Consider the following 8,382-nt stretch of genomic DNA (forward strand, 5'->3'; position numbering starts at 1 on the left):
AATGTGCATCCCGTTAAATCAATAGCTTAGAGTAGAGAAGCGATCGCATTTCCCTGGTCGCCGCTCTAGTCGAGAAAAGGCAGGATCACCAAAGCTTCAGGATCGAGCCGGTGGCGAACGCATACATCCTGTGCCAACGCGAAGTAGCGTTCGGCTTCCGCCATGTCGTCGCGATCGAGGTTCAGTGTCGCCAAGCCATCATAGCACGGAAACAGCAGCTGCGGCTCGCCGATTTCGCAAGCTAGCTCAAGCGCTTCCTCGTAATACCTTCGGGCGAGCGCCGGCTGGCCGTGACATTGATGGATTTGTCCGAGCACGATCAGCGGGACGGCGAGGTGGTCGCGCTGGTCGAGCGCGCGGTCGATTTCGATCGCCTTTTCAGCCGCGGGCACGCCCTCCTGGCCGCAATGGTCGGTGAAGGTGCAGCAGGCGACAGCCAGGTTGGCGAGTAGGCGCGCCTGGAAAGCGAGATCGCCGATGCGCTGGGCGACATCAAGCCCGCGCCGGCAGATGTCCATCGCGCGGCGCGGATCGACGATCGTGTAGAGCACGGCAAGATTGGAATAGGCCCGGCACGCGGCGCTGAGAAGGCCTGCATCCTCGGCGATCGCAAGGCTCCGCTCCACCTCGTGCACCGCCTCCTTGTGGCGGCCGAGACGCGCCAGCGCCACCCCCTTGGTGTTCAGCGCTTCCGCACTTGCGCGTGCTGCCTCAACGCCGGATGCGCCGGCCGCATCGAGGCAGGCGAGCGCCTCGTCCGCCCAGCGCGCCGCGGCACTCTGATCGCCCATGCGGAATGCAAGATAGCCGCGCTCCTGCAGGAGGTGAGCGAGCTCGATCGGCGCATCGTTGCCTTCGAGCAGCTTGGCGGCATCGGCATACTGGGTGTCGGCGAGATCGCGGCGGCCCGCGTCGAGATGCAGGTGCCCGCGCTTGCGCAGGATGCGTGCAGCGGCTGTCCGGTCACCGCAAGATTGGTGGCTGGCGAGCGCCTGAGCATATAGGTGGTGGGCTTCATCTCGCTTTCCGCCATGGCCGCAAAGATCCGCCAACCGCTCGAAGAGTTCCACCTGCTGCGGCGACGGCTCCCCTGCGGCCGGAAAGGCCGCAAGCGCCTGACGATAAAGCCGCATGGCGTCGTCGTTCGCGTAGGTCTTGCGGGCGAGGTCACCGGCGGCCATCAGATAGTGGGCGCCTTTGCTCGTCTCCGCCGCCTCGCAGAAATGATGTCCGAGTTGCGCCAGATCCTCCAGCCGCTCGGGTGCGCCGCCGCACTGCCGCTCCATGGCGGCACCGATGCCGGCATGCAGATCCTTGCGGCGCTGCAGAAGGAGGTTGTGGTAGATGACGTCGTGCAGAAGCGTCTGCGTGAAGCGATAGCTGGAAGCGGAGCCGGCCGCGGCCCCGGCTTCCTCGATGATCTCGGCCCGACACAGAAAGTCGAGGCTCGTCTCGACCGACGACGGGTCGAGGGAAACGGCGGCCAGAAGCTTCGTGTCGAAACGCGGACCGATGACCGCCGCCTCCTGCGCGAGCCGCCGGATGGTCGAGGGGAGCCGGTCGACACGCGCCAGCAACATGGCCTGCAACGTGTGAGGAATGTCGCTGCCGATCTCGGATGCCGCAACCGTCCAGCGTTCGCCATCGAACTGCAAGACCCCGGTCTCGATCAGGCCGCGCACGATTTCTTCGATGAACAACGGATTGCCGCCCGCCCTCGCGATGATGTGGCGGCGCATGGTCGGCGGTATGTCGCCGGTCTCGCGGAAGATGGCCGAGATCAGCGTCTCCCCATCGGCGTCGGAAAGCGGGGCGAGCCGAAGAACGGTGAGGCTCATGCGGCTGGAATCGAGACTGTCACTTTCGAGGCTCGGCCGACAGGTGGTCAGCATCATCATCCGGCTGCGTTCCAGCCGGTCGAGCACGAAGCGCAACGTTTCCAGCGAGGCGGCGTCAGCCCAGTGCATGTCCTCCAAAATCAACAGCAGCGGCCCGTGAGAAAGACGGCGCTCGAAGATCAACCGCGTGGCGTAGAGAATCTGGCGGCGCAGCTGTTCCGGCTCGACATGCTGCAACTGCCCATCCGGGTCACCGAACCCGAAGACGAAAAGAAAGAGCGGCGTAAACCGGGCGATCTCTTCCGCATCGAAGCCGATCTCGCCAAGCCCTTTCGCCAGCAGTTGGCTCGTCGTTGCGGCATTGTCGCGCTCGGCAATGCCATAGGCGCTGCGCAGGACCGCGGCGAGCGTGCCATAGGATTGCTCGCCAAGCGGCGAGCATATGGCGCGCCGCATCACAACGCTCTCGAAACGCGGATCTTTCGCAGCCCTCTCGATCAGTTCGTCGACGAGCCGCGATTTGCCGATGCCGGCCTCGCCGATCAGCCGCACCGATTGCGCGCTGCCGCCGCAGGCAAGGTCGAGGCAGCCGAGCATCCGCGTCAGCTCCGCGTCGCGGCCGATCATTTCGGCCTGCAATCCGAAGCCTTCGAGCCCGCGCGCGGTGTCCGGCGCTTCCAGCGGTCCGACGAGCCGGTGGACATGGACGTTGCCGCTCTTGCCGCGCAGCGCCTGCGATCCGAGGCTCTCGAAGGAGAAGGCGTGCCGCGTCAGGCGATGCGTCAGCGGCCCGATAAGGATCTCGTCGGGGCCGGCCATCGATTGCAGCCTTTGGGCTGTGTTGACGGTGTCGCCGGTCACGGAATAGGAGCGCGCGCTTGCTGCGCCGAAGCCGCCGGTGACAACCGGGCCGGTGTTGATGCCGATATGCAGTTGGAGCGGTAGCCCCACCCTCGATTGCCAGCGTTCGCCAACGCGGCCCGTGCGCCCGATCATGTCGAGCCCGGCACGAAGCGCGCGTTCCGGATCGTCCTCATGGGCGACCGGCGCGCCGAAAAGGGCAAGCAGCGCGTCGCCAACGAATTTGTCGACAAAGCCGCCATAGGCCTCGACGGCCTCGGTGAGCTCGTCGAAGAGATCGTTCTGCAACACCCGCATGACTTCAGGGTCGATTTTCTCGCTGAGGGTGGTGAAACCGCAAAGATCAGCGAAAAGCACCGTGAGCGGCCGGCGATCGGCTTCCGCATCGAGGGGAGGTGGCGTCGGCGGAGCAGCGTGGGCGGAGGCCGGTCGCGGCGCGGTGTCGCCAGAGCCGGCAAGGGCCGATCCACATTTTGGGCAGAAGGAAAAATCCGGCTGGCACGTCTCACCGCAGGTCACGCAGACGATCGCCTGTCTTGCGCCGCATTTCGGGCAGAACGCAAAACCCGGATCGATCTCGAAACCGCAAGCGATACAGCCCATCGGAGCCCGCTTCCTGCGTCATCCAACCATCAAAAGGACAGCCAGCCTTCGAATTTGGCGCAGCATGGACCTGTTGCGGGGCACTGGCAAGAAATGCGGTCGCTGCTTGAGGCCGCGACCTATCGCCTTTTCAGCGCCCAGCCCTCGGGCCGCCGCTCGATCACGTTGACGTTGTCGCCGATCGCGATGATGCCTTCGCCGCGCGGCACGGCGTTCCAGCCAAACAGCGGACCCGGCACGCGACGGTCGGCCGACATGCGGATACGGCCCATGGCGGGCATCGGATCGGGAACATCGCGCGAGCCGGTCAGCTGGTCCTGCGTCGTCATGATGCAGCGCGAGCAGGGCTTGACGAGGTCGAGCCGAATTCCGCCGATTTCGATCGCCGCCCATTTGTCCTCGGGCCATTCCTCGTCGCAGTCGACGACGATGTTCGGGCGGAAGCGTTCCATGCCGACGGACCCTTCGCCATGGGCATTGAGATCGGCGTTCAGCGCGCTGAGTGAGCCCGTGGTGGTCACGAGAATCTGGAAGCCGTCGGTGAAGGTGACGGGCGAGCCGGCGGCGCCCCATTCGGCGCTGGCGGTGCGCTCGGCGAGACCGTCGAAAAAGACGAGCTTCACCGAATGTCCGAGCCATTCCGAGAGCGTCGCGTTGGCAGGCTCGTCGGCGATCGCGGCGTTGACGATCGTCTTCCAGATGTCGACATCCATGCGGTTGCCGCTTCGTGGCGGCGAGATGTCGAGATTGTCCCTGCCGTCCATCTTGAGCCGCAGGAAATCCGTGTGCGGCTCGATCTCGATACGCGCCAGGTCCTGCATCTCCCGCTGGGTTATGGAGCGGCCGGAGGGCTCCACGATCATCATGCGCCGGTCGCCGAGAAGGCCGAACGCGTCGACGGTCGAGCTTTCCACCGCGATGCCGCGAGCGCTCTTGAGGGGATAGATGAATAGACCGCTGACACGCATGTTGCCTCCTTCATATCTCGTCGAGGAACAGGTCAAGCACGGTTTTCAGCCGGTCATGCCGCTCGCGTGCAAGCGCTCGTCCCGCTTCGGTCTGAAAACCGTCGGCTAGTTTGAACAGCTTCGTTTCGAAATGGTCAATGGCGAAGCGCTTATCATCGAGCGGTCGGCTCTGTGCCAGCGGATCGAGAGGATCGTAGAGACCCGAACCGAGCCTTCCGGCGATATAGAAGCAACGCGCCGCTCCGACCATGCCGATCGCATCCAGCCGGTCGGCATCCTGCAAGATTTTTGCTTCCAGCGTCTCGGGTTCTATACCGGCCGAAAAGCTATGTGCGACGATCGCATGGGAGACCCGAGCGATGTCCTCCTGGCCCCAACCAAGCTCTTCGAGAATGCCGGAAGCCTTGGCTGCGGCGAGTGCCGAAGCCCTGGCGCGCAAGGGCGAGTTCTTCTCGACCGCGACACAGTCGTGCAGCAATACCGCCGCCGTCAGTATCTTTGCGTCGCCGCCTTCCTCACGGTTGATGCGCATCGCGTTGCGATAAACCCGCAAGATATGAGCGATATCATGCGAGCCATCGTCGCCCTCGGTCGCATGGCCGATCAACTGCGCGGCCAAGATCTCAAAGGGGGCGAAAGCGCCCGCCATCGAATGGGTGTTCATCGATCGTCCTTAAACCGGGTGCGGCCACGGTCCTAACGCCTCAGACGATTCGACGCAAATTTTTCGGGGTGAACGCCAGGATCACAGGCTGATCGGCTTTTCTAGAAGGGGCGGGATATCGGACGCAGGGATCGGAGGGCTGATGAAATACCCCTGGATCTCGTGACATTTTTCCGAGCGCACGAGACCGAGCTGCTCTTCGGTTTCGATGCCCTCCACGGTGACGCGCATGCCGAGCGCGCGCCCCAGCACGATAATGGCGTGCATGACCGCCTGTGCGTGTTCATCCTCGGCAAGCCCGTTCAGAAACGACTTGTCGATCTTGATCTTGTCGAAGGGAAAGCTGCGCAGGTAGCTGAGGGACGAATAACCGGTGCCGAAATCGTCCATGGAAATACCGATGCCTTCAGCCTTCAAAGCGTGAAGGGTCGGCATCGTCTCGTCGATGTCCTTCATCAGGACGCTCTCGGTGATTTCCAGTTCGAGGCGGGAGGGATGAAATCCGGCAGCGGTGACCGCCTGCATCACTTCTTTCGGAAGGTCCTCGTTTAGAAACTGGATGGCGGAAACGTTGACCGCGACCTTCAGGCCGTCCGGCCAGGTGGCGGCATCCCGGCAGGCCTGGACCAACACCCAGCGGCCGATCTGCGAGATCAGGCCGATCTCTTCGGCGAGCGGCACGAAGTCGAGCGGCGATACGCGCCCGCGCGTCGGATGGTTCCAGCGCAACAGCGCCTCGAAGCCGGCAATGCGCGAGCGATTGAGATCATAGAGCGGCTGATAGTGCAGCTCGAACTCTTCATCTTTTACGGCCTTGCGAAGGTCGGCCTCCAGCGTGTGTCGCACCCGTATGCGGGCTTCCATCTCCGGCGAGAAGACGAGGCTGCGCTTGCGGCCGTCGATCTTTGCGTGGGAGAGGGCGACGCCCGCATTCTTCAGCAGCCGATCGGTGTCCGTCCCGCCTTCGGGGGCGATCGCGATGCCGGCGGATATGGTGAGCTCAACCTGGCTATCGCCAATGCAGAAGGGGGTTGCCAGCTCGCGGCCTATCTGGTCTGCGAGCGCTATCATGTTGAGCGGCTGTTGACGCCCGATCTGCAGCACGGCGAACTCGTCGGAGCCGAGCCGAGCAAAAATGTTTGCGGCTCCCGTAATCGCGCGCAGACGGTCGGCCACTTGCCGCAGCACGTCGTCGCCCGCTGAGACGCCGAAGGTGTCGTTGATCCACTTGAAGCGGTCGAGGTTGAAATGCGCCAGCGCAAGCTGCTCGTCCGGTCGCAGCATCGCAAGTGCTGCGGACACCTCCTCGCGGAACTTGAGGCGGTTCGGCAGGCCGGTCAACAGGTCGTGATGCGCGATATGGGCGATCCTCTCCGCCGCACGCCGCTCGTCCGTGACGTCCTGGTGAATGGAGACGCTGCTGCCGTCGTGCAGGACGGTCACGATGCTTTCGATGATCCCTCCATCAGCCATAACCCATTCGCGGCGGCGGATCCTCGCACCCTTCTTGCGCAGCTCGCCGGCAAGGGGGACCGGTTTCGCCGGCGGTTGCTCCGTGCCCGGCACGCGCGCGAGCAAGGTGGCGATCGGCGTGCCCGGCTTCCTGTCTTCCTCGGAGAAATGAAACAGATCGCAAAAGCGTTGATTGCAGGTCGTCAGCCGCTGCTCGGTGTCAAACATGCTGAGCCCGAGCGGCAGGTTGTGCAGGACGGCCTCCCGCATCTCGAAGACCTGTGTAAGGGCCACCTCGGCTGCCGAAAGCGCCTGGCGAAGCGCTGTGTTTTCGCTTTCGATTTCTTCGAACGAAGACGTATGGGCAGCAAGCTCGCCGCTGCAGTGCTCGAGCAGTTGCGCCATCGTTTCCATCAGCCGCTGGACGGGCATGGGACTATCGGCGTCGTGGAAATAGGCGGGCTCAGCACTCTGCATGGGATGCTCTCATTCTTGACGGCGCGACCTCACCGCTTCGTCCAGCGCCATCGTCCCGTTCTTCTGTAATTTGCAACCTGGACTACAGGCGATTAAAAAACGGTTGTTAGATTTGGCTAAAATGCCATGCCGTCCGTTTATTTCGGCTTTTCGCAAATTTCCCTTGCGCTTTAACAAAGCCGTAGCTTTGCTTTGCGACAATTGCCGCGACCTTTTATATTTTTATCGATGATTTTTCATGATGTAGCAGGCGATAGAACCTATGGAACATGGCTTCTCGTCCAGCGCCGAAATGCTGATACCGGCAAACGAGACGGAGCGCGTCTTGGCGGTCAGAAGTTTGCTGCCGCTGCAGGACGTCGGCGCGGCCGAACTCGATGCGCTGACGTCGCTCTGCAAGATGATCTTCAGGGCATCGCTGGTGGCGGTCACGATCATCGACGAAGATCGGCAATATATAGCGGCAACCGCCGGTGTAGAAATCGCCGGATGCGCGCGAGATCAATCCGTGTGTACGCGCATCGTCTATTCCGGCAAGCCGCTGATCATCGAGGATCTCGCCGCGCATCCGGCATTCCGCGACGTGTCCTATGTCTCCGGGCCCCCCTACTTTCGCTTCTACGCAGGCACGCCACTTGAAGTTCAGCCCGGTGTCGTCGTCGGTGCCCTGTGCGTCCTCGATTTCAATCCGCGACAGTTGAGCGAGGAAGAATGCGGCGTGCTCAGCCACATGGGTGCGGTGGCGAGCTCATTGCTGCGCCTGCAGCGCTCCAACGTCGTCTTGCAACGTGACAGGAGTTCGTTGACGACGGCTGCCATGGAAGACCCGCTGACCGGCTTTTATAATCGCGCCGCCTTGGCGACGTCCGTGGACGGCATGGTGGCCAGAGCCGTTGCCGATGGCAACAGTATCGGCGCCATCTACATGGACGTGGACCGCTTCAAGGCCGTCAACGATATTCACGGCCATCCGGTAGGCGACGAAGTTCTGGCGGAAGCGGCCCGCCGCATCCGCTCGGTGATCCGCGGCAACGACGTTCCCTTGCGCCTCGGCGGCGACGAATTCGCCCTGTTCTTCGACGGCCCCTGCGACGTCGCGAGCATGGAGAAAGTTGCCCAGAGGCTGATCGAGGTCTTCAGGGCGCCGTTCGAGATCGACGGACTGAGCATCGACGCGCGCGCGAGCGTCGGGATAGCGCTGGCGCCACAGCACGCCAGCACGCGACTTGAACTTTCGCGCAATGCCGATATTGCCCTGTACGAAGCAAAGGCCCGTGGCGGGGATCAGTACTCCGTTTTCAAGCGCGCGCACTGACTTTTACGTCCGCCGTCTACCGCTCGACGGCAGAGCGATACCGCGCCCTGTTGCACTAGACCGTTTCCGCTTTGGTCTGAATCTGAGGTGATTCCCGAATCAGGATGATTGTGATTCAAGATGCTGGCTGGATGGAGGCCAGTATCTATGACCCGACCTTTGTCGAACGACCTTCGTGATCGCGTTGTCGCTGCTGTGTGGAGC

Annotated in this window: 5 protein-coding genes; 1 reads left to right on the forward strand and 4 read right to left on the reverse strand. The window is 62.8% G+C overall.

The genetic code is table 11. The features are described 5' to 3' along the window. Positions 1-65: 65 nt before the first annotated feature. From AB4048_RS25870 to AB4048_RS25885, 4 genes are all read right to left on the reverse strand, one after another. On the reverse strand, positions 66-3,302 hold the full coding sequence (locus AB4048_RS25870) for an adenylate/guanylate cyclase domain-containing protein (protein ID WP_442204850.1): 3,237 nt from the start codon (positions 3,300-3,302) through the stop codon (positions 66-68). Positions 3,303-3,421: 119 nt separating this feature from the next. Continuing rightward, a complete protein-coding gene (locus AB4048_RS25875; RefSeq protein ID WP_442204851.1) occupies positions 3,422-4,270 on the reverse strand; it encodes an MOSC domain-containing protein in 849 nt (282 codons plus the stop codon). A 10-nt stretch (positions 4,271-4,280) separates the two neighbouring features. Beyond that, positions 4,281-4,934 carry an HD domain-containing protein gene (locus tag AB4048_RS25880; protein ID WP_442204852.1) on the reverse strand — a complete coding sequence of 218 codons (654 nt, stop codon included), beginning with the start codon at positions 4,932-4,934 and terminating at the stop codon, positions 4,281-4,283. A gap of 81 nt (positions 4,935-5,015) precedes the next feature. Next, complete coding sequence (locus AB4048_RS25885; RefSeq protein WP_442204853.1) at positions 5,016-6,863, reverse strand: putative bifunctional diguanylate cyclase/phosphodiesterase; 1,848 nt, start codon at positions 6,861-6,863, stop codon at positions 5,016-5,018. A 262-nt stretch (positions 6,864-7,125) separates the two neighbouring features. Between AB4048_RS25885 and AB4048_RS25890 the strand changes: the two genes are divergently transcribed. Further along, the gene (locus AB4048_RS25890; protein WP_442204854.1) at positions 7,126-8,178 is read left to right on the forward strand and encodes a diguanylate cyclase domain-containing protein; all 1,053 of its coding nucleotides are present in this window, start codon (positions 7,126-7,128) and stop codon (positions 8,176-8,178) included. Positions 8,179-8,382 lie beyond the last annotated feature (204 nt).

The sequence above is a fragment of the Rhizobium sp. RAF56 genome (assembly GCF_052113965.1).
GTDB lineage: Bacteria > Pseudomonadota > Alphaproteobacteria > Rhizobiales > Rhizobiaceae > Rhizobium.

Coding starts and splice junctions, on each gene's coding strand:
- AB4048_RS25875 (WP_442204851.1), bottom strand. CDS start 4,270: ATGCGTGTCAGCGGTCTATTCATCTATCCCCTCAAGAGCGCTCGCGGC.
- AB4048_RS25870 (WP_442204850.1), bottom strand. CDS start 3,302: ATGGGCTGTATCGCTTGCGGTTTCGAGATCGATCCGGGTTTTGCGTTC.
- AB4048_RS25880 (WP_442204852.1), bottom strand. CDS start 4,934: ATGAACACCCATTCGATGGCGGGCGCTTTCGCCCCCTTTGAGATCTTG.
- AB4048_RS25885 (WP_442204853.1), bottom strand. CDS start 6,863: ATGCAGAGTGCTGAGCCCGCCTATTTCCACGACGCCGATAGTCCCATG.
- AB4048_RS25890 (WP_442204854.1), top strand. CDS start 7,126: ATGGAACATGGCTTCTCGTCCAGCGCCGAAATGCTGATACCGGCAAAC.